18 protein-coding genes are annotated in these 20,597 nt (G+C 58.9%); 3 read left to right on the forward strand and 15 right to left on the reverse strand.

Translation table 11 applies throughout. The features are described 5' to 3' along the window. Positions 1 to 48 precede the first annotated feature (48 nt). The gene (locus PSH88_RS25080; protein WP_038979098.1) at positions 49 to 234 is read right to left on the reverse strand and encodes a hypothetical protein; all 186 of its coding nucleotides are present in this window, start codon (positions 232 to 234) and stop codon (positions 49 to 51) included. A gap of 410 nt (positions 235 to 644) precedes the next feature. Here PSH88_RS25080 and PSH88_RS25085 point away from each other — a divergent pair, with 410 nt between their 5' ends. Continuing rightward, entirely contained in the window at positions 645 to 2,270 is a 1,626-nt protein-coding gene (locus PSH88_RS25085) for a glucan biosynthesis protein D (protein WP_305423280.1), read from the forward strand. A 206-nt stretch (positions 2,271 to 2,476) separates the two neighbouring features. On the opposite strand, the gene PSH88_RS25090 is transcribed toward PSH88_RS25085, so the two are convergent. From PSH88_RS25090 to PSH88_RS25100, 3 genes are all read right to left on the reverse strand, one after another. Beyond that, positions 2,477 to 3,583, reverse strand: a complete 1,107-nt coding sequence (locus PSH88_RS25090; RefSeq protein ID WP_305423282.1) for an NADH:flavin oxidoreductase/NADH oxidase — start codon at positions 3,581 to 3,583, stop codon at positions 2,477 to 2,479. Positions 3,584 to 3,852: 269 nt separating this feature from the next. After that, positions 3,853 to 5,562 carry a single-stranded-DNA-specific exonuclease RecJ gene (gene recJ, locus PSH88_RS25095; protein ID WP_305423283.1) on the reverse strand — a complete coding sequence of 570 codons (1,710 nt, stop codon included), beginning with the start codon at positions 5,560 to 5,562 and terminating at the stop codon, positions 3,853 to 3,855. Between the two features lie 66 nt (positions 5,563 to 5,628). Next, positions 5,629 to 6,171, reverse strand: coding sequence for a YaeQ family protein (locus PSH88_RS25100; RefSeq protein ID WP_007940622.1), 543 nt, complete (start codon positions 6,169 to 6,171; stop codon positions 5,629 to 5,631). A gap of 147 nt (positions 6,172 to 6,318) precedes the next feature. On the opposite strand from PSH88_RS25100, the gene PSH88_RS25105 reads away from it, so the two are divergent. After that, positions 6,319 to 7,518, forward strand: a complete 1,200-nt coding sequence (locus tag PSH88_RS25105; protein ID WP_305423284.1) for a CaiB/BaiF CoA transferase family protein — start codon at positions 6,319 to 6,321, stop codon at positions 7,516 to 7,518. After that, positions 7,499 to 8,425: a TIGR02285 family protein gene (locus tag PSH88_RS25110; protein WP_305423285.1), complete on the forward strand. Its 927-nt coding sequence runs from the start codon at positions 7,499 to 7,501 to the stop codon at positions 8,423 to 8,425. The genes PSH88_RS25105 and PSH88_RS25110 overlap by 20 nt, the downstream gene beginning before the upstream one ends. Positions 8,426 to 8,595: 170 nt before the next feature. On the opposite strand, the gene PSH88_RS25115 is transcribed toward PSH88_RS25110, so the two are convergent. From PSH88_RS25115 to tgt, 11 genes are all read right to left on the reverse strand, one after another. Further along, complete coding sequence (locus tag PSH88_RS25115; protein WP_305423286.1) at positions 8,596 to 8,883, reverse strand: DUF3509 domain-containing protein; 288 nt, start codon at positions 8,881 to 8,883, stop codon at positions 8,596 to 8,598. Positions 8,884 to 9,207: 324 nt separating this feature from the next. After that, entirely contained in the window at positions 9,208 to 10,563 is a 1,356-nt protein-coding gene (locus PSH88_RS25120) for a transporter substrate-binding domain-containing protein (protein ID WP_305423288.1), read from the reverse strand. A 133-nt stretch (positions 10,564 to 10,696) separates the two neighbouring features. Beyond that, positions 10,697 to 12,106, reverse strand: coding sequence for a threonine synthase (gene thrC, locus PSH88_RS25125; protein WP_305423290.1), 1,410 nt, complete (start codon positions 12,104 to 12,106; stop codon positions 10,697 to 10,699). 66 nt (positions 12,107 to 12,172) lie between these two features. After that, a complete protein-coding gene (locus PSH88_RS25130) occupies positions 12,173 to 13,477 on the reverse strand; it encodes a homoserine dehydrogenase (RefSeq protein WP_305423291.1) in 1,305 nt (434 codons plus the stop codon). A 132-nt stretch (positions 13,478 to 13,609) separates the two neighbouring features. Next, entirely contained in the window at positions 13,610 to 14,341 is a 732-nt protein-coding gene (gene dsbC, locus PSH88_RS25135; protein WP_305423292.1) for a bifunctional protein-disulfide isomerase/oxidoreductase DsbC, read from the reverse strand. Between the two features lie 202 nt (positions 14,342 to 14,543). Then, positions 14,544 to 15,440: a site-specific tyrosine recombinase XerD gene (gene xerD, locus PSH88_RS25140; RefSeq protein WP_019651849.1), complete on the reverse strand. Its 897-nt coding sequence runs from the start codon at positions 15,438 to 15,440 to the stop codon at positions 14,544 to 14,546. Positions 15,441 to 15,574: 134 nt separating this feature from the next. Further along, the gene (locus PSH88_RS25145) at positions 15,575 to 16,126 is read right to left on the reverse strand and encodes a glycine zipper 2TM domain-containing protein (protein ID WP_008072859.1); all 552 of its coding nucleotides are present in this window, start codon (positions 16,124 to 16,126) and stop codon (positions 15,575 to 15,577) included. A 120-nt stretch (positions 16,127 to 16,246) separates the two neighbouring features. Further along, entirely contained in the window at positions 16,247 to 17,161 is a 915-nt protein-coding gene (secF, locus tag PSH88_RS25150; RefSeq protein WP_305423293.1) for a protein translocase subunit SecF, read from the reverse strand. 9 nt (positions 17,162 to 17,170) lie between these two features. Then, positions 17,171 to 19,039, reverse strand: a complete 1,869-nt coding sequence (secD, locus tag PSH88_RS25155) for a protein translocase subunit SecD (protein WP_305423294.1) — start codon at positions 19,037 to 19,039, stop codon at positions 17,171 to 17,173. A 63-nt stretch (positions 19,040 to 19,102) separates the two neighbouring features. Next, positions 19,103 to 19,438, reverse strand: coding sequence for a preprotein translocase subunit YajC (gene yajC, locus PSH88_RS25160; protein WP_008014002.1), 336 nt, complete (start codon positions 19,436 to 19,438; stop codon positions 19,103 to 19,105). 43 nt (positions 19,439 to 19,481) lie between these two features. After that, complete coding sequence (tgt, locus tag PSH88_RS25165) at positions 19,482 to 20,597, reverse strand: tRNA guanosine(34) transglycosylase Tgt (RefSeq protein ID WP_019651852.1); 1,116 nt, start codon at positions 20,595 to 20,597, stop codon at positions 19,482 to 19,484.

Consider the following 20,597-nt stretch of genomic DNA (forward strand, 5'->3'; position numbering starts at 1 on the left):
CGGACTTCTACAGTCCGTCCCTTTGGTTTTCCACTCAATCTCCTACCGTTAAAACCGCGAAACACTCCGCATCGCATCCACCAGATATCGCATTGCAATCCGGTCACTCTCCGACAGCTCACGATACCGCTCCACCAACTTTAACTCCTCCGAACTGAGCCGACGCCTTCGCCGACCGGTGGCCAGGCAGGGGAAGATTCCTAATATTTCAGTGATGCCTTGTACTTTCGACATGGACGATGTCCTTCTATATGTCAGAGAAAACTTCAAAACCGCATCGCCCTATCACTTTCAGCGGCCGCCTTGTGGCTGCTGAACCCACCGGCCTGAAGGGCCGAAACCGGTCATGCCTCATAGAATAGAAATTAAATCGGCGCTGAAAAGCGTTTTTAGAGTAATTAGTCGAAAAAAGCAGATATGCCCTATAAATCAGAAAGTGCTGTGAGAAACGTTACCTGAAATGTCTTGTTTCATTGCCGCACTATCGCTGTGCCATCAATCATTTTTGCTCTGCAACCGAACGGTTTAAGCTATTTGGCATCTCTTTAAGGTCCGTTGCGTTTGGCCAAGGCATGTCCGAACCGTTATTTCTGATCCAGCACGTGCCAGGAACGGCGCGGGATTGTTCACGACAGGTTGTACTTATGCACCGCAGGAATTTGCTCAAAGCCTCCATGGCCATCGCGGCTTACACTGGTCTCTCGGCCACCGGTCTGTTGGCCGCGAACGCCTGGGCTGGTAGCGGCGCCGCCGATGGAGACGCCGTGGCGTTCGACTTCGAAGCGCTGAAGAGCCAGGCCAAACAGCTCGCCGGCAAGCCTTATCAGGACACCAAACAGGTGCTGCCGCCGACGCTGGCGACCATGTCGCCGCAGAACTTCAACGCGATCCGCTACGACGGTAATCACTCGCTGTGGAAGGACTTGAAAGGCCAACTGGACGTGCAGTTTTTCCACGTCGGCATGGGTTTCAAGCAACCGGTGCGCATGTACAGCGTCGATCCCAAGACTCGACTGGCGCGCGAGGTGCATTTCCGCCCGTCGCTGTTCAACTATGAAAAAACCACCGTCGACACTAAACAGCTCAAAGGCGATCTGGGTTTCTCCGGATTCAAGCTGTTCAAGGCTCCGGAGCTGGATCGGCATGACGTATTGTCCTTCCTCGGCGCCAGCTATTTCCGCGCGGTAGATGCCACCGGCCAATACGGTTTGTCGGCCCGCGGATTGGCGATCGATACGTATGCCAAGAAGCGCGAAGAATTCCCGGACTTCACCAAGTTCTGGTTCGAGACCCCGGACAAGGACAGCACCCGTTTCTTGGTGTACGCCCTGCTCGATTCACCGAGCGCCACCGGCGCCTACCGTTTTGATATCGATTGCCAGGCCGAGCGTGTGGTGATGGAAGTTGACGCCCACGTCAATGCCCGCACCGCCATCGAGCAACTGGGCATCGCGCCGATGACCAGCATGTTCAGCTGCGGCACCCATGAACGGCGCATGTGCGACACCATTCACCCGCAAATCCACGACTCCGATCGCCTGGCGATGTGGCGCGGCAATGGCGAATGGATCTGCCGCCCGCTGAATAACCCGGCCACCCTGCAATTCAATGCCTTTGCCGACACCGACCCGAAAGGATTTGGTCTGGTGCAGACCGATCACGAGTTCGCCAGTTATCAGGACACCGTCGACTGGTACAGCAAGCGCCCGAGCCTGTGGGTAGAACCTACAACCGCATGGGGCGAAGGCTCTATCGATTTGCTGGAAATTCCTACAACCGGCGAAACGCTGGATAACATCGTCGCCTTCTGGACGCCGAAAAAACCGGTCGCGGCCGGGGACTCCCTCAACTACGGCTACAAGCTCTATTGGAGCGCTCTGCCACCGGTGAGCACGCCGCTGGCGCGGGTCCACGCGACCCGTTCGGGCATGGGTGGCTTCATTGAAGGCTGGGCCCCGGGCGAGCATTACCCAGAGGTCTGGGCGCGACGCTTTGCCGTGGACTTCACGGGCGGCGGTCTGGACCGCTTGCCCGAAGGCGCGGGGATCGAGCCGGTGGTGACCTGCTCTAACGGCCAGGTGAAGGACTTCAACGTATTGGTGCTCGATGACATCAAGGGCTACCGCATTACTTTTGACTGGTACCCGACCAATGACAGCGTGGCTCCGGTGGAGCTGCGGTTGTTCATTCGCACCAATGACCGGACGTTGAGTGAAACCTGGTTGTACCAGTATTTCCCGCCTGCGCCTGATAAGCGTAAGTACACCTGACGGTAAGTGGGCGCCTGAACCGGCCCCTTCGCGGGCAAGCCCGCTCCCACAGTGATGGGGTTGTTCACAAAATTTGTGTACGCCGCCGATCCTTGTGGGAGCGGGCTTGCCCGCGAAGGCGGCAGGACAGCCGACAAACCTCTCGACACAAAAATGCAAAAGCCCCGGTCAACACGACCGGGGCTTTTTTGGTTTTACAGCCGCATTCAATCACGCAAATCCGATTCATGAATCGGCTGGTCACGATGGGTAGCCCGATGATATTGCGCCGGCCAAATAGCTTTGTGCCCGCCCAGATCGTCATCGGCATGCAGCGGCCAGTACGGATCACGCAACAACTCCCGGGCGAGGAAGATGATGTCGGCCTGACAGGTACGCAGAATGTGTTCGGCCTGAGCCGGTTCGGTGATCATTCCTACGGTGCCGGTGGCAATACCTGACTCCTTGCGTACACGCTCGGCAAAACGGGTCTGGTAACCGGGGCCTGTAGGAATCTCGGCGTTTACCGCCGTACCGCCCGATGAGACATCGATCAGGTCCACGCCCAGGTCTTTGAGGCGCCGCGCCAACTCTACAGTTTCATCCGGGTTCCAGCCGTCCTCCACCCAATCGGTGGCCGACACCCGCACAAACACCGGTAATTCTTCAGGCCACACCGCACGCACCGCTTCGGTGACTTGCAGCACCAGCCGAATCCGATTCTCGAACGAACCGCCGTACTGATCGCGCCGCTGATTGCTCAGAGGCGAAAGAAATTGGTGCAACAGGTAACCATGGGCGGCGTGTACTTCGACCACTTTGAAACCGGCGGTCAGTGCCCGTTGGGCCGAATCGACGAAGGCCTGGATAATGTCAGCGATTTCGCCTTCATCGAGCTGCTTCGGTGGTGTGTGCTGAGGGTCGAAAGCAATCGGCGAAGGGCCAACCGGGATCCAGCCGCCATCTTCCGGCTTGATGCTGCCATGCTTGCCGAGCCACGGCCGATGCGTGCTGGCCTTACGCCCGGCGTGGGCCAACTGGATGCCGGCAACGGCGCCTTGGGCAGCAATAAAGCGCGTAATACGCTGCAAGGATTCGATCTGTTGATCATTCCAAAGGCCGAGGTCCTGGGCAGTGATGCGCCCATCGGCGGTGACCGCCGTGGCTTCGGTGAATACCAGTCCAGCGCCGCCGATGGCGCGGCTACCGAGATGGACCAGATGCCAGTCATTGGCCAGCCCATCGACGCTGGAGTACTGGCACATCGGTGACACCGCAATGCGGTTAAGCAGGGTCAATTGACGAAGGGTATAGGGTTCAAGCAGCAGACTCATGGGGCACCTCTCGAATCAGTGGGCAGGCTCCAGGGTTCTGTTTGAATAGTCGACGAGTGACAGGAAAAAGGTGCAGCACCCGCCCCCGCGGGCAAAAAATTCGACAAAACGTCACAAGGATAATCAAGCAGTGCTTAGAGCCTAGTCGACATCGGCAGATCAGGGAGGGTTCCGAGAGATTCGGTGTGAGGGAAATCGCTTTCGCGGGCAAGCCCGCTCCCACAGGGTTGGCGCAAATCCTGTGGGAGCGAGGCTTGCCCGCGAAGGCCTTAACGCGGTTCGATGTGGGCAATCATCAACTGAACGGTCTCGTTCCCACGGAACTCATTGAGGTCGAGCTTGTAAGCCAATTCAACCCACTTGATGGTCGGATTCGGCCAGATATCACGGTCGATACCGAAGGCAATGCCGTCCAGTTTCACCGAACCGCATTCACTTCTCAGCACCACTTTGAGGTGCCGCTCACCCACGACGCGCTGCTCAACCAACTGGAACACCCCGTGAAACAGCGGCTCCGGGAAGTGTTGCCCCCAAGGCCCGGCATGGCGCAGGGCGCGAGCCAGTTCCAGGTGAAACTCTTCGACCGCCAAAGTGCCGTCCGACAACAGGCGCCCGGTCAGGTCTTCTTCACGCAATTGCCTGCGTACTTCAGCGTCAAAGGCCTCGGCAAACAACGGAAAATTCGCTTCCGGCAACGTCAGGCCGGCCGCCATGGCGTGGCCGCCATATTTGCTGATCAGGTTCGGATGCTGCGCCGCGACCACGCTCAAGGCATCGCGAATATGAAAGCCCTGGATCGAACGCCCCGAGCCCTTGAGCAGCCCATCGCCGGCATCGGCAAAGGCAATGGTCGGACGGAAATAGCGCTCTTTCATACGCGAGGCGAGGATACCGATGACACCCTGGTGCCACTCGGGATCGAACAGGCACAGGCCGAACGGCATCGATTCCAGCGGTAAATCCTTGAGCTGGGCCAGCGCCTCACGCTGCATGCCCTGCTCGATGGATTTGCGGTCCTGGTTCATGCCATCCAGCTGAGCGGCCATTTCACGGGCAGCGCCCGCGTCTTCGGTGAGCAGGCATTCGATGCCCAGGCTCATGTCATCTAGACGCCCCGCCGCGTTCAAACGCGGGCCAAGGATGAAGCCCAGGTCGGTGGAGGTGATGCGCGAAGGGTCACGCTTGGCCACTTCAAGAATCGCCTTGAGCCCCGGCCGCGCTCGCCCGGCGCGAATCCGCTCCAGGCCCTGATGCACCAGAATCCGGTTGTTGGCATCCAGCGGAACCACGTCGGCGACGCTGCCCAGCGCCACCAGGTCCAGCAGTTCGCCAATATTCGGCTGCGGCTTGCTCTCGTACCAGCCCAGGCTGCGCAAGCGCGCGCGCAGGGCCATCAGCACATAGAAAATCACCCCGACACCGGCCAGGGCTTTGCTCGGGAATTCGCAACCCGGCTGGTTCGGATTGACGATGGCATCGGCCAACGGCAGCTCATCGCCGGGCAAGTGGTGATCGGTGACCAACACCTTGAGTCCGGCCTTTTTCGCCGCGGCCACGCCTTCGACGCTGGAAATGCCGTTGTCCACGGTGATCAGCAGTTGCGGCTCGCGGGTCAGCGCCACTTCGACGATTTCCGGGGTCAGGCCGTAGCCGTACTCGAAGCGGTTCGGCACCAGATAGTCGACATGCGCCGCGCCCAACAGGCGCAACCCCAGCATGCCCACAGTACTGGCCGTCGCACCATCGGCGTCAAAGTCGCCGACGATCAGAATCCGCTGACGTTGCTCCAGGGCCGTCACCAGCAAATCCACCGCCGCCTCGATGCCTTTGAGCTGCTGATACGGAATCAGCCGCACCAGGCTTTTGTCCAGTTCAGCCTCCGATTGCACGCCCCGCGCCGCGTAAAGACGGGTCAGCAGCGGTGGAATATCACCGAGAAATGGCAGGGTGTCGGGCAACAGGCGAGGTTCGATGCGCATGGGGTGACAGGTGCTTCTCTTGAATACGTAGGATAAAACCGGGTAACGCGGCCAAGCGGCGAATAATCAGCCGCGTTCGCCGGCCAGCCATTGCAACTGGACTTCGTGCTGACCACGGTCGTCGGTGACGAAAATCGTGCCTTCGCTGATCATCACGTCCCACTTGATAACGCGCGGCATGTCCTTGGCCAGGGTTTCCAGCACTTCCTGGGGCACGGCGGCGATATTGACGTTTTTCAGGGTTTTGATCGCCGGGATCACTTTGCCTTCCCAGACACGCAGGCTGCCGTAGGCCAGCAGGCTGGTGCGTTCGGTGCGGCGCGAGCACCAGGTCAGGCGATCGGCGTCTGGCTGGCCGACTTCAATCCAGTGCAGGACACGATCATCCAGGCTCTTTTCCCACAGCGCTGGCTCATCCACGTCTGACAGACCGCGACCGAAGGACAACTGCTCGTTGTACCAGAAGGCGTAGGCCAGCAGCCGCACGGTCATGCGTTCTTCGGTTTCCGAAGGGTGACGGGCGATGGTCTGCTTCACGTTCTCGTAAACGCTGCGGTCGAGGTCGGTGAGGTTCAGTTCAAACTTGTAGGTGGTGGACGGCTGGGCCATGAACGGGCTTCTTGATACGAGGAAAGGCGGCAAGTCTAACCGATGCAACCGGCAATCAACGAATTGAAGGCGATCAACTTTGGGCTATGAGCGTCGGCCTATGTTAAAACTCTGCATCCGCTCAGCCTTTGTCCTACAGGATTTCGCATGCCGTTCTCCAACAAACCGCTCTCAGGTCTGAAAGTCATCGAATTGGGTACGTTAATTGCCGGGCCGTTTGCCTCGCGTATTTGCGGCGAGTTCGGCGCCGAAGTGATCAAGATCGAGTCCCCGGACGGCGGTGATCCATTGCGCAAATGGCGCAAGTTGTATGAAGGCACCTCGCTGTGGTGGTTCGTTCAGGCGCGCAACAAGAAGTCTCTGACCCTGAACCTGAAACACCCGGATGGCCTGGCGATTCTGAAGCAGCTGCTCAGCGAAGCAGACATCCTGATCGAGAATTTTCGCCCCGGCGTGCTGGAAAAACTCGGTCTGGGCTGGGAAGTCTTGCACGCGTTGAACCCAAAACTGGTGATGGTACGGCTCTCGGGCTTTGGCCAGACCGGGCCGATGAAAGATCAGCCAGGCTTCGGTGCGGTGGGTGAATCCATGGGCGGCCTGCGCTACATCACCGGGTTCGAGGACCGACCGCCGGTGCGCACCGGGATTTCCATCGGTGATTCGATTGCTGCGCTCTGGGGCGTGATCGGCGCACTGATGGCCTTGCGTCATCGCGAGGTCAACGGCGGCTTGGGCCAAGTGGTGGATGTGGCGCTGTACGAAGCGATCTTCGCCATGATGGAAAGCATGGTCCCGGAGTTTGACGTGTTCGGCTTCATCCGCGAACGCACCGGCAACATCATGCCGGGCATCACGCCCTCCTCCATTCACACCAGCGCCGACGGCAAACACGTGCAGATCGGCGCCAACGGCGATGCGATCTTCAAGCGTTTCATGCTGATCATCGGTCGCGAAGACCTGGCTAACGACCCTGTGCTGGCCAGTAACGACGGACGCGACAGCCGTCGCGATGAGATTTACGGGGTGATCGATCGCTGGGTCAACTCACTGCCGCTGGACGCGGTGATCGAGCAACTGAACCAGGCTGACGTTCCCGCCAGCCGAATCTTCAGTGCCGAAGACATGTTCAGTGATCCGCAGTACCTGGCCCGGGAAATGTTCTTGCAAGCCAAGCTGCCCGACGGCAAGGACTTCAAGATGCCCGGTATTGTGCCAAAACTCTCTGAGACGCCCGGCAGCTCCGAATGGGTCGGGCCGCAGCTGGGTGAACACACTGCGCAAGTACTCCACGACCTTGGCTACGACCCGGCACAGATCATACGGTTGCGTGAAGACGGGGCCATTTAAGCTGAAGCGCCTGCTTTCATCCGCAATCGATTACGTCGGCGTCGGGCGTGTGCTGGCGGTGCTCGGGTTGTTGGCGGGGCTGATGTCCCCGGCCCTGGCGCAACCTAAAGAGCATTTGCTCTGGCTGCTGCGCGATCTGCCGCCCGTGACGATCTTCGAAGGCCCGAAAAAAGGCCAGGGGGTTATCGATCAACTGATGCCGCTGTTGATCGCCGGCATGCCGCAATACGAACACACCCTGATGCGGGTCAATCGCGCCCGTGGCATGCAAATGCTCCATGAAAAATCTTTTACCTGCGACCCTTCGCTGATCTGGAGCGAGGAGCGCGAACAATGGATAGCCTTTTCCATTCCGGCTTTCCGGGCGGTCAGCAATGGGCTGGTGATTCGACGTGAAGATCGGTCGGTGCTGGAGCCCTTTCTCATTGGCGATGAAGTCGATTTGGCAGCACTGCTGGCCAGCCGTCGAGAGAAGGTCGGTGTGGTCGCCGAGCGCCGCTACGGTCAGTTCCTCGACACGCTGCTGCAACAGGCGCCGCCCGGCGTGCTGACGCCTCACTACGGCAACAACGCCCTCGGCAGTCTGTTGCAGATGCAGCGCCTGGGTCGTTTGCAGGTGGTCCTGGGTTACTGGCCGGAAATCCGCTATCAGGCTCGTCAGGAAAATATTACCGATGAGCAGTTGGAATTCTATTCGGTCAAAGGCACGGGCAAGTACCTGTCCGGGCACATCGGTTGCTCGAATACGCCCCAGGGGCGACAGGCAATCAGTGAAATCAATCAGCTATTGCGTGCCCTGCCCCGCGAGCGCCTGGACCCGCTGTACGCCGATTGGCTCGATCCGCAAAGACGCAAGGACTACCTGGAAGAAACCAGGGCCTTTTTCGAGCGTCAGGCCGCACAATGACAAATCGCAGGCAAAAAGAAACCCCGAGAAGTGGGGAGACGACTCGGGGTTAAACGTGGCCTATATAAAGACCAGTAACAACAAGCTACAAGCACCGGAGCACAATGCTTGATCCTGCTGTTACATGGTCTGACTGACCTTGGCGCAGGAAGGTTCCCACAAAGAACAATTCAATTTCGGCTGGCCAGGATCTTGTCCTGAGCAGCATTGCGCAACGCCGCGATGACACAGGGTTCCAGACGTCCCTCAGCGATCAGCACGTCGCGGTGCAGCCCGTCGACGACATCCGTCAGCAGACGTTTATCGGTTAACTGGGTCTGATTGAACGTCCGTTCGACGACGATAGCGCCGCTCGTACTCTTCAATGTCACCAGGCATTCGCCATGGGCACCCGATGGGGTCAACTTGACCTGATACGGGCTCAGAGCCTCACCGAGCAATAGACTGATACTTTCCATCTCGATCACCACTCAATAGTCCGAAAACAAAGTGCCTGAGGCGTGTCCACAGTAAATGACCACAGGCCCGAGAAGAAAGTTCTGGATTCCAACGGCAGGCGCACCGGCGCCTCTGGTAGTTAGAGCATGCACGGTAAAGATGACAGTAAAAAAACAGCTGATTCACGCTTAATGCGCTCAGTTAACGATTTGAAACATCCCTGTGGGAGCGAGCCTGCTCGCGATAGCGGCGGATCACCCAACATTGATACTGGAATGTACCGCCGTCATCGCGAGCAAGCCCGCTCCCTCAGGTTCTACGCCTGACTGACAGGCATTGCCGCTTCATACCTGCCTTGTACGCTTGCCGATATCGCTCCATCCGCCCAGCAGTCCCCGCAATTGACCGTCAGCACTGTAGAACGGCACCGTCCACTGGTAGATATCCCTGACGCCGTCCTTGAACATCAACTGACGTTCGCTGAAGCGAGTCTTGCGAGTACCGAGCTGGGCCATGAACTCGGCGTGCAGCTGTTCGGCGGTCTCTTTGGGCAAGACATCGAGTTCGATCAATTGTCGCCCCTGAACCTGGTTGAAACGGGTCGACAAGCGCTCCTCATAACTTTTGTTGCACATGATCAAACGCCCTTCCAGATCACGCACGAACATCGGATCGGGCATGGCGTCTATCAAGGCGTGCTGGAATGCGAGCTGGTCATTGAGGTCTTTCTCGGCGTCCCGACGTTGCTTGATCAGTGCAGCGAGCCGACGGTTCCAAAGCAATGAAAGCAGGCCGAACAGGCTAACGATGAATAGGCTCCAACAGCCCCACTGGGTTATACGCTGCCAGGCCGAAGGCGCGTGTACCGGCGCAATTCCGTTCAACCACTTCAGGCGCATGGCGCGTAACTCGACGGGGGGAAATGCCTCGAGCGCCTTGTTGAGGATGCTCAATAACTGCGGCTGTCCTTTGCGGACTGCCAAATGATCAGCCTCCCATTTGCCTTCGACCGCATGCCCTACCTTGAGCCGGCCCAAGGGATAGAGCTGCGCTCCGATTTCGTTTTCAATGGTGGCGTAGGCCTCGCCACTTTCCACCAGTGCCCGAGCTTCAGCGTAGGTTTTGACCGAGCGCAGCTCGATCGCCGGGTAGTCCCGACGAATTACACCCTCCAGGGCGTGCCGGGTCGGTAGCACCAGGACTCTTTTCGAAAGCTGTTCCAGCGACTGTAACGCTGGCGTACCTGCCAGTCCCACGAGCACCCAGCCCGCCCCGCCGAACGCATGGCTGAAATCCAGAAACACCTTGCGCTCGTCATTCATTGCCAGCGTCGTGCTCATGTCCGCCGCACCGCTTTCCAGCCGCTCCAGAAGTTGGTCGGTGGAAAACGACTCTTCATGGACGAACCGCAACCCTGTCATGGCGCTGATGCGGTTGAGCACATCGTTGTTCAAACCGCTCCAGTGACCGTGCTCATCCTTGAACAGATACAGCGGGTACTGCGCCGATGCGACGATAACCATCGGATGTTCAGCGATCCATTGCCGCTCCTGAGCATCCAGCTCAATGCGTGCGACGGTGGCTGGCTCCCGGGATTCATGTGTCGCCAATTGTGCGGCCTTTACCCCTTGCCCAAAGCCCAGGGCGCCCAGCAAAAATATCCAGCACACGGCTGGTTTAAACCCTCTGAAAAACAGCATTGCCACTTCCTTGGTGATCGTCTCGCCCGTCCTTCATGGGCGGCTCTTCATTTACGAAACCCGACAAGTGTGGCATGCAGAAATGAGAAAGCCCGTCAGGAGACGGGCTTCAAAATGTGACAGCTTTTGCCGGTTACAATGGCTTACCGCGGTTGCCATGCTGACTGACAAAGGCCTGCACGGCTTTCAGATCGTTCGGCAACACGGTGCAACGTTCATCTCGCTCAAACAAATCAGAAAGATGTGCAGGTAGTTCGAGCGCTTTTCCTACACCGGCTTTTTCCACTGCTTCCGGGAATTTGACCGGATGAGCGGTGCCCAGGATCACCATCGGGATGTCCAGGCTGCGGCGGCATTCACGCGCGGCCTTCACGCCGATGGCGGTGTGCGGGTCCAACAGCTCACCGGTTTGCTCAAAGACTTCGGCAATGGTTTCGCACGTTTGGGCGTCGTCCACCGCCAGCGAATCGAACAGCTTGCGTGCTTCGGTCCAGCGTTCCTGTTCGACGCTGAAACCGCCACCCTGCTTGAATGTGTCCATCAAACCGGCAATCGCTGCGCCGTTGCGACCGTGCAGGTCGAACAGCAGGCGTTCGAAGTTCGACGAGACCATGATGTCCATCGACGGCGACAGCGTGGCGTGCAGGGTTTCCTTGACGTACTGATTGCCGCTCATGAAGCGGTGCAGGATGTCGTTGCGGTTGGTGGCGACGATCAACTGGTTGATCGGCAAACCCATGTTGCGCGCCAGGTAACCGGCGAAGATATCGCCGAAGTTGCCGGTCGGCACCGAGAACGATACCGAACGCGCCGGGCCGCCCAACTGCAGGGCTGCGTGGAAGTAGTAAACGATCTGGGCCATGATCCGCGCCCAGTTGATCGAGTTCACCGCCACCAGGCGCGTGCCCTTGAGGAAGCTCTGGTCGGCGAAGCTGGCCTTGACCATTTCCTGGCAGTCATCGAAGTTGCCTTCGATGGCGATGTTATGGATGTTCTCGCCGAAGATGGTGGTCATCTGGCGACGCTGCACTTCGGACACACGGTTGTGCGGGTGCAGGATGAAGATGTCGACGTTTTCGCAGTGCTTGCAACCTTCGATCGCCGCCGAACCGGTGTCGCCGGAGGTAGCGCCGACGATCACCACACGCTCGCCACGCTTTTCCAGCACGTAGTCGAGCAGACGACCCAGCAGTTGCAGGGCGAAGTCCTTGAATGCCAGGGTCGGGCCGTGGAACAGCTCCAGCACCCATTCGTTGCTGTTCAGCTGACGCAACGGCGCCACGGCGTTGTGGGAAAACACGCCATAGGTTTCTTCAAGAATCTTTTTGAAATCGGCATCGGGGATGCTACCGGTGACGAACGGACGCATCACCCGGAAGGCCAGCTCGTGATATGGCAGGCCGGCCCAGGAAGCGATTTCTTCCTGGGTGAAACGTGGCAGGTTTTCCGGGACGTACAGACCACCGTCGGTGGCGAGACCGGCCAGCAGGACGTCTTCGAAATTCAGGGCCGGTGCCTGGCCGCGGGTACTGATATAACGCATGACTGGCTCCAATAGACAGTGTTCGCAATGCCGGGCGCGCGTGCGAGCCCGGTGAACGATAACGGCTTAGTTCAGGTGCTCGACGCGGATCCGTACGACTGGGCCGACCACGCCCTCCAAGGCTTCCAGGGCGGTGATCGCGTCGTTCATGTGCTGTTCCAGCACACGGTGCGTCAGCAGGATCATTGGCACCAGACCGTCGTGTTCCTCGACTTCTTTCTGCATGATCGATTCGATGTTGATGCCGCGCTCCGACAGGATACTCGCCACCTGAGCCAGTACGCCCGGATGGTCCTTGGCCTGAATGCGCAGGTAGTAAGCGCTTTCGCAGGCTTCGATCGGCAGGATCGGGTGGGCCGACAGCGAATCCGGCTGGAAGGCCAGGTGCGGTACGCGGTTTTCCGGGTCGGACGTCATGGCGCGAACCACGTCCACCAGGTCGGCGATCACCGACGAAGCGGTCGGTTCCATGCCGGCGCCAGCGCCGTAGAACAGGGTCGAACCGGCAGCATCACCGTTGACCATCACGGCGTTCATCACGCCGTTGACGTTGGCGAGCAAGCGATCAGCCGGGATCAACGTCGGGTGCACACGCAGCTCGATACCGGCCGCGGTGCTGCGCGCCACGCCCAGGTGCTTGATGCGATAGCCCAGCGCTTCGGCGTAGTTCACGTCAGCGGTGGTCAGCTTGGTGATGCCTTCGGTGTAAGCCTTGTCGAATTGCAGCGGAATGCCGAACGCGATGGACGCCAGGATCGTCAGCTTGTGGGCCGCATCGATGCCTTCGACGTCAAAGGTCGGGTCGGCTTCGGCGTAACCCAGGGCTTGCGCCTCGGCGAGTACGTCTTCGAAGGTCCGGCCCTTCTCACGCATTTCGGTGAGGATGAAGTTGCCGGTGCCGTTGATGATCCCGGCCACCCAGTTGATGCGGTTGGCGGACAAACCTTCACGGATCGCCTTGATCACCGGGATGCCGCCGGCCACGGCCGCTTCGAACGCAACGATCACGCCCTTCTCGCGAGCCTTGGCGAAAATTTCATTACCGTGAACGGCAATCAGTGCCTTGTTCGCGGTGACCACATGCTTGCCATTCTCGATGGCCTTGAGTACCAGCTCGCGGGCAACGGTGTAGCCGCCCACCAGCTCTATAACGATGTCGATCTCAGGGTTCGTGGCCACTTCGAACACATCGTTGGTAATCGCAATACCGGTCGTCTGGAACTGAGGCTTTGGCGTGCGCATGGCAATTTGTGCCACTTCGATTCCACGCCCGGCACGACGAGCAATTTCCTCGGCGTTGCGCTGAAGTACGTTGAAGGTACCGCCACCGACGGTCCCTAACCCACAGATGCCTACTTTGACCGGTTTCACTGTGAACTCCCCATAAAACGGCCGACTCAAGGCCGGCCGTGAAAACAACCGCATACTCGCGGCTCTCTATTAATGGCCTGACAATGTTGCCGCCAGACCATGATCGTCAAGGCTGACCGTGACGATGCGAAACTATTTCGCGCCCAATGCCAGTTTGGCGACTTGTGGCGCAGGCTGGTAGCCCGGAATGACCTGACCGTCGGCCAAAACGATGGCCGGTGTACCGTTCACGCCGATCGACTGACCGAGGGCGAACTGTTTGGAAACCGGGTTCTCGCACTTGGCGGCCTTGATTTCCTTGCCATCGACCATTTTGTCCATGGCCGCTTTCTTGTCCTTGGAGCACCACACGGCTTGCAGTTGTTCGTCACCCGGCGAGCCCAGGCCCTGGCGCGGGAATGCAACATAACGCACTTCGATACCCAGTTTGTTCAGCTCCGGCACTTCGGCGTGCAGCTTGTGGCAGTACGGGCAGGTGGTGTCAGTGAAGACAGTGATGTGCGACTTGGTTTCGCCGATGGCCGGGTAGACCACGGTTTCAGCCACTGGAATGCCATTGATCAGTTTGGCAATGCCCAGGCGTTCGGTCTTCTCGGTCAGGTTGACCGGTTTACCGTCCTTGAGCTGGAACAGGTAGCCCTGCACGACGTATTGGCCGTCGGCACTGGCGTAAAGCACGCGGCTGCCCTTGAGTTTGACTTCGTACAGGCCTGGCAGCGGGCTGGCAGTGATGGTTTCGACCGGCACCTCGAGCTGGAGGTTTTCCAGGCTTTTACGAATGGCTTTGTCGGCCGCGTCATCGGCGACGGCAAAGGTGCTGACCAACGCAATGGCTGCGGCGGCGAAAATCTGGGTCAGACGCATGAGAACTCCTGAAGGCGGACAAATGGGACGATCAGAACGCCCGTGCCGAAACACCGGGTCATAACCGCCCATCGTGCAAACCGACAAAGCCTACCACATAAGGCCCCTGTGGCCGAATGCGGGTGACGCGAGACACCCCGCGATGCATGACTGGCCATAATTCCGTGGCGAGGGAGCTTGCTCCCTCGCCACAGGGTTTGCGCTAGCCTCTGGGATGATGCTTGGCATGCAGATCCTGCAAACGCGCCCGGGCGACGTGGGTATAGATCTGGGTGGTCGAGAGATCGCTGTGGCCGAGCAGCATTTGCACCACTCGAAGGTCGGCACCGTGGTTGAGCAAGTGCGTGGCAAAGGCATGACGCAGGGTGTGCGGCGACAGCGACTTGCCGATCCCGGCGACCTTGGCCTGGTGCTTGATGCGATGCCAGAAGGTCTGGCGGGTCATCTGTTCGCCGCGAAGGCTGGGGAACAGCACATCGCTGGGACGCCCGCCCAGCAGCTCGCCACGGGCATCGCGCATGTAACGCTCGACCCAGACAATCGCCTCCTCCCCCATCGGCACCAGCCGCTCCTTGCTGCCCTTGCCCATCACCCGCAGCACGCCTTGGCGCAGGTTGACCTGTTCCAGCGTCAGGCTGATCAGCTCCGTGACCCGCAAGCCACACGCATAAAGCACCTCAAGCATGGCGCGATCACGCTGACCGATGGCCTCGCTCAGGTCCGGCGCGGCCAGTAGCGCTTCCACATCGGCTTCCGACAAGGATTTAGGCAACGGCCTACCCAGTTGCGGCATATCGACGCGCAAGGTCGGATCGACAGCGATCAGCTTTTCCCGCAGCAAATAGCGATAAAAGCCACGCACACCGGAAAGAAACCGTGCCGTAGAACGGGGCTTGTAGTTTTGCTCCAGGCGCCAGGCCAAGTGATCAAGAATCAACTCACGACCGGCGTTGATCAGCTCCAGGCCTTTCTCCTGCAACCAGCCGTTAAACAAGGCCAGGTCACTGCGATAGGCATCGCGGGTGTTATCGGAAAGGCCTTTTTCCAGCCACAGGGCGTCGAGGAACTGGTCTATCAGGGGATGATCGATGGCAGGCATGGAGTCTCAGACAGGCAGGCGTAAGGCTGCGAAAAATGAAGAGTCTTTCATAGCACGCTGGCGGTGAACATAAAATTCAGGCACAAAAAAAGCATCCCTCTCGGGATGCTTCTTTTTTGCGTGAGGCGCTCGACTTATTGTTGAGCCGGCTCGTTCTGCCCCAGGATCAACTTGCCTTCCTTGTCGACCGGAATCTGGTTGCCCGGATCGCGATCCATCCGCACTTTGCCTTCCTTGCCATCCAGTGAATAACGAACGTCGTAGCCTACAACCTTGTCGCTGATGTCATTCACAGTGTTACAGCGGGTTTGAGTGGTGGTGTAGGTATCACGCTCCTGCATGCCTTCCTGCACCTTGTTACCCGCATAACCACCGCCGACCGCACCGGCCACTGTGGCGATTTTCTTGCCTGTACCGCCGCCGATCTGGTTGCCCAACAGGCCACCCGCCAGCGCGCCGACCACCGTACCGGCGATCTGATGTTGATCTTTTACCGGCGCTTGCCGGGTAACCGTAACGTCCTTGCACACTTCACGTGGAGTCTTGATTTGTGTCTTGACCGGTTCAACGGCCAACACTTGCGCATACTCAGGGCCGCTTTTAACTAGCTTGTAGGTGGCAACAGCACCCCCGGCAGTGACACCGACAGCACCCAATACCGCACCAACCAGCAACGACTTGTTCACATGAACCTCCTGACCATCACAGACGGGACAAACCCGCGCTTCTCCCAGCCTTGGAGCATAAAAAAAGGCGCGAGTTCAATACTCGCGCCTTCTCGGGCTACAGCTGAAAAGCGCTAACCGTTATGGACGGTCGTCGACTTCCGTCTCGGCCACCGCAGCAGGAATCAGGTCCTCGCTGCTCAGGTTCAGCCAGATCAGCACCACGTTCGCGATGTAGATCGACGAGTAAGTACCTGCCAGAACACCGATGAACAGGGCAATGGAGAAGCCGAACAGGTTGTCGCCACCGAAGAACAACAGGGCCGCGATCGCCAGCAAAGTGGAGATCGACGTCGCCATGGTCCGCAGCAGGGTTTGCGTGGTCGAGATGTTGATGTTCTCGATCAGGCTGGCCTTGCGCAGCACCCGGAAGTTCTCACGAACCCGGTCGAATACCACGATGGTGTCGTTGAGCGAGTAACCGATGATCGCCAGCACCGCCGCCAGTACCGTCAGGTCGAAGGTGATCTGGAAGAACGACAGGATGCCGATGGTCACGATCACGTCGTGGATCAGCGAAACGATCGCACCGACCGCAAACTTCCACTGAAAGCGGAAAGCCAGGTAGATCAAAATGCCGCCCAGCGCCATCAGCATGCCGAGGCCGCCCTGGTCGCGCAGTTCTTCACCGACCTGAGGGCCGACGAATTCGACGCGCTTGACCACCGCCGGGTTGTCGCCACCGACCTTCTGCAAGGCCTCGGCCACCTGGTGACCCAGCTGCGGGTCTTCACCTGGCATACGCACCAGCAAATCGGTAGTCGCACCGAAGCTCTGAACGATCGCCTCGTGATAACCCGACGTAACCAGCTGCTCACGCACCTTGGTGACGTCAGCCGGACGCTCGTAGGTCAGCTCGATGAGCGTACCGCCGGTGAAGTCCAGCCCCCAGTTCATGCCCTTGGTGGCGACACTGAACAGAGCCAGAACCGTAAGGAACAATGTGACGCCGAACGCAACGTTGCGAACGCCCATGAAGTTGATTGTACGTAACATGGCAGCCCCTTAAATCCACAACTTCTTGAAGTCACGACCGCCGAAGATCAGGTTGACCATCGCGCGGGTCACCATGATGGCCGTGAACATCGAGGTAAAGATCCCGAGGGACATGGTCACTGCGAAGCCTTTGACCGGGCCGGTGCCCATGGCAAAGAGAATCCCGCCGACCAACAAGGTTGTCAGGTTGGCGTCGAGAATCGCGGTGAATGCCCGGCCGAAGCCTTCGTTGATTGCCCGCTGCACAGTCATGCCAGCCGCAATCTCTTCACGTATCCGCGAGAAGATCAGTACGTTGGCGTCGACCGCCATACCCATGGTCAACACGATACCGGCGATACCCGGCAGGGTCAGCGTTGCACCCAGCAGCGACATCAAGGCCAGCAGCATCACCATGTTCACCGTCAGCGCGACAGTGGCGATAAGGCCGAAGAAGCGGTAGATGGCCATGATGAACAGCGAGACAAACAGCATGCCCCACAGCGATGCATCGATACCTTTGGTGATGTTGTCAGCACCCAGGCTTGGGCCGATGGTACGTTCTTCAGCGAAGTACATCGGTGCCGCCAGACCACCGGCACGCAGCAGCAGCGCCAGTTCGGACGATTCGCCCTGGCCGTTCAGGCCAGTGATGCGGAACTGGGCACCCAGCGGCGACTGGATGGTCGCCAGGCTGATAATCTTCTTCTCTTCTTTAAACGTCTGAACCGGTACGTCTTTCTCGACGCCGTTGACCACTTGCTTGACGTAAGTGGTGACCGGACGCTGTTCGATGAAGATCACCGCCATGCTGCGACCGACGTTGTTGCGAGTCGCACGACTCATCAGCTCGCCACCGTGACCATCCAGACGGATGTTCACTTCTGGCGTGCCTTGCTCGCCGAAGCCAGCCTTGGCGTCAGTCACCTGGTCACCGGTGATGATCAGGCCACGCTCGATCAGCGCCGGAGGACGATTGCCCTCACGGAACTCGAACGACTCGGAAGTGGCTTTCGAAGCGCCAGGTTCAGCCGCCAGACGGAACTCAAGGTTGGCCGTCTTGCCGAGGATACGCTTGGCTTCTGCGGTGTCTTGCACGCCCGGCAGCTCAACCACGATGCGGTTGGCGCCTTGACGCTGAACGATAGGTTCGGCAACACCCAGCTCGTTGACGCGGTTACGTACCGTGGTCAAGTTCTGCTTGATGGAGTATTCGCGGATTTCCGCCAGCTTGGCCGGGGTCATCGCCAGACGCAGTACCGGTTGGCCATTGAGGTCGGCCGGAACAATGTCGAAATCGTTGAAGTTCTTGCGAATCAGCGCACGCGCCTCTTCACGGGCTGCTTCATCAGTGAAACCCAGCTGAATGGCACCGCCCAGTTGCGGCAGGCTGCGATAGCGCAGACGCTCTTTACGCAACAGGCTCTTGACGTCGCCTTCGTAGACTTTCAGGCGTGCGTCGAGGGCTTTGTCCATGTCCACTTCCAGCAGGAAGTGCACACCACCGGACAAGTCCAGCCCCAGCTTCATCGGGTGCGCGCCAAGGTTGCGCAGCCATTGCGGGGTGGTTTGTGCCAGGTTCAGTGCAACGACGTAGTCATCACCCAATGCCTTGCGCACGACGTCTTTGGCTGGCAGCTGATCTCCAGCCTTGGTCAGACGGATCAGACCGCCCTTGCCGCCCGCAGCCAGGGTGGCCGCCTTGACGTTGATCCCGGATTCCTTGAGCGCGGTGCTCACACGATCCAGATCAGCCTGAGTAACCTGCAGTGCAGTGCTTGCACCGCTGACCTGAATGGCCGGGTCATCAGGGTATAGATTGGGAGCGGAATAAATCAGACCGATCGCCAGCACCGCCAGGATCAGAATGTATTTCCACAGAGGGTATTTGTTCAGCATCACGCCGCCCGCTTATGACGCGGGGCGCCTTGCGCGCCCCGTCGATTGAGTAGAAGTTGAAACTTAGATCGCTTTGAGCGTGCCTTTTGGCAGCGTGGCGGCGATGGCGCCTTTCTGGAATTTCATTTCGACGGTGTCGGAGACTTCCAGAACAACGAAGTCGTCGGACACTTTGGTGATCTTGCCGGCGATACCACCGGTGGTCACAACTTCGTCACCTTTTTGCAGGCTGCCCAGCAGGTTCTTCTGCTCTTTGGCGCGCTTGGCCTGTGGACGCCAGATCATCAGGTAGAAGATGACCAGGAAACCGACCAGGAAAATCCACTCAAAGCCGCCGCCCATTGGGCCAGCAGCAGGTGCAGCGGCGTCAGCCATGGCGTTAGAGATAAAAAAGCTCATTTAGCACTCCAGTTGCAAATGTTGAATCTTGGGGTCAGAAAACTCAGTCCAAAGGCGGAACAGGTAATCCGCGTTTGGCGTAGAAGGCATCGACAAAGGCGGCCAATGTACCCTGTTGAATAGCCTCGCGCAAACCAGCCATAAGCACCTGGTAATGGCGCAAATTGTGGATGGTATTCAACATGCTACCCAGCATTTCGCCGCACTTGTCCAGATGGTGCAGATAAGCACGGGAGAAGTTCTGGCAGGTATAGCAATCGCAGGTCGGATCCAGCGGCGAATCATCATGGCGATGGAACGCGTTACGGATCTTCAGCACGCCTGTATCAATGAACAGATGCCCATTGCGGGCATTACGGGTTGGCATCACGCAATCGAACATGTCCACACCGCGGCGCACACCCTCAACCAGATCTTCCGGTTTGCCAACGCCCATAAGGTAACGAGGTTTGTCAGCCGGCATCTGGCCCGGCAGGTAATCCAGTACCTTGATCATCTCGTGCTTGGGCTCGCCCACCGACAGACCGCCGATGGCCAGGCCATCGAAGCCGATCTTGTCGAGGCCTTCCAGGGAGCGCATGCGCAAATCCTGGTGCATGCCGCCCTGAACGATGCCGAACAACGCCGCCGTGTTGTCGCCATGGGCGTTTTTCGAACGCTGGGCCCAGCGCAACGACAGCTCCATCGATACGCGAGCGACATCTTCATCGGCCGGGTACGGGGTGCATTCGTCAAAGATCATCACGATGTCCGAGCCCAGATCACGCTGGACCTGCATCGACTCTTCCGGGCCCATGAACACTTTGGCGCCGTCGACAGGAGAAGCGAAGGTCACGCCCTCCTCCTTGATCTTGCGCATGGCGCCCAGGCTGAACACCTGAAAACCGCCGGAGTCGGTCAGAATCGGGCCTTTCCACTGCATGAAATCGTGCAGGTCGCCGTGCTTCTTGATCACTTCGGTGCCAGGACGCAGCCACAAGTGGAAGGTGTTACCCAGAATGATTTCTGCGCCGGTGGCGACGATATCCCGCGGCAGCATGCCCTTGACCGTGCCATACGTGCCCACTGGCATGAACGCCGGGGTCTCGACGGTACCGCGCGGGAAGGTCAAACGACCGCGACGCGCCTTGCCGTCAGTAGCAAGCAACTCAAACGACAT

Origin of the sequence: Pseudomonas wuhanensis, from assembly GCF_030687395.1 — a bacterium.
GTDB lineage: Bacteria > Pseudomonadota > Gammaproteobacteria > Pseudomonadales > Pseudomonadaceae > Aquipseudomonas > Aquipseudomonas wuhanensis.